We start from the raw sequence: 359 nt of genomic DNA, 5'->3' as shown, positions 1-359 counted from the left end.
GACTGGGGCGGCGGGGGGAGGGGTGTCGTCGCCGGTCGGCTCCAGCCGCAATCGACCACGCAGGCCAAAGCCGCGTTCTTCGGTTGGCTTGGGGGCGCGCTCGGCGGCGGGCTTCGGCTCCGGCTTCGGCTCGATGGGACGCGCCTTGTAGCGCGGCGTTTCAGAGACGGGGGCGGACAGCAGGGGCTCGCGGCGGCGCCCGCCAGCGGTGTCCCCCGAAACCACGCCCATGACGCGCACGGCCTCGGTCAGCATCTCATAGTTGCGGCGAACCCGCTCCTGGAAGCCGGATTCCAGGGCTTCGGTCTCGTCCGCAGCCCTTCTGGACGCGGCCGACAGGGCGGCCAGACCGTCCTCGA

Annotated in this window: 1 pseudogene; it reads right to left on the bottom strand. The window is 72.4% G+C overall.

Going from position 1 to position 359, the window contains the following annotated elements:
- A pseudogene (locus HX774_RS19430) lies at positions 1–359 on the bottom strand (hypothetical protein); the annotation flags it as partial.

Origin of the sequence: Brevundimonas sp. P7753 (assembly GCF_013386595.1) — a bacterium.
GTDB lineage: Bacteria > Pseudomonadota > Alphaproteobacteria > Caulobacterales > Caulobacteraceae > Brevundimonas > Brevundimonas bullata.
This window is presented reverse-complemented; position numbering and strand designations above follow the sequence as displayed.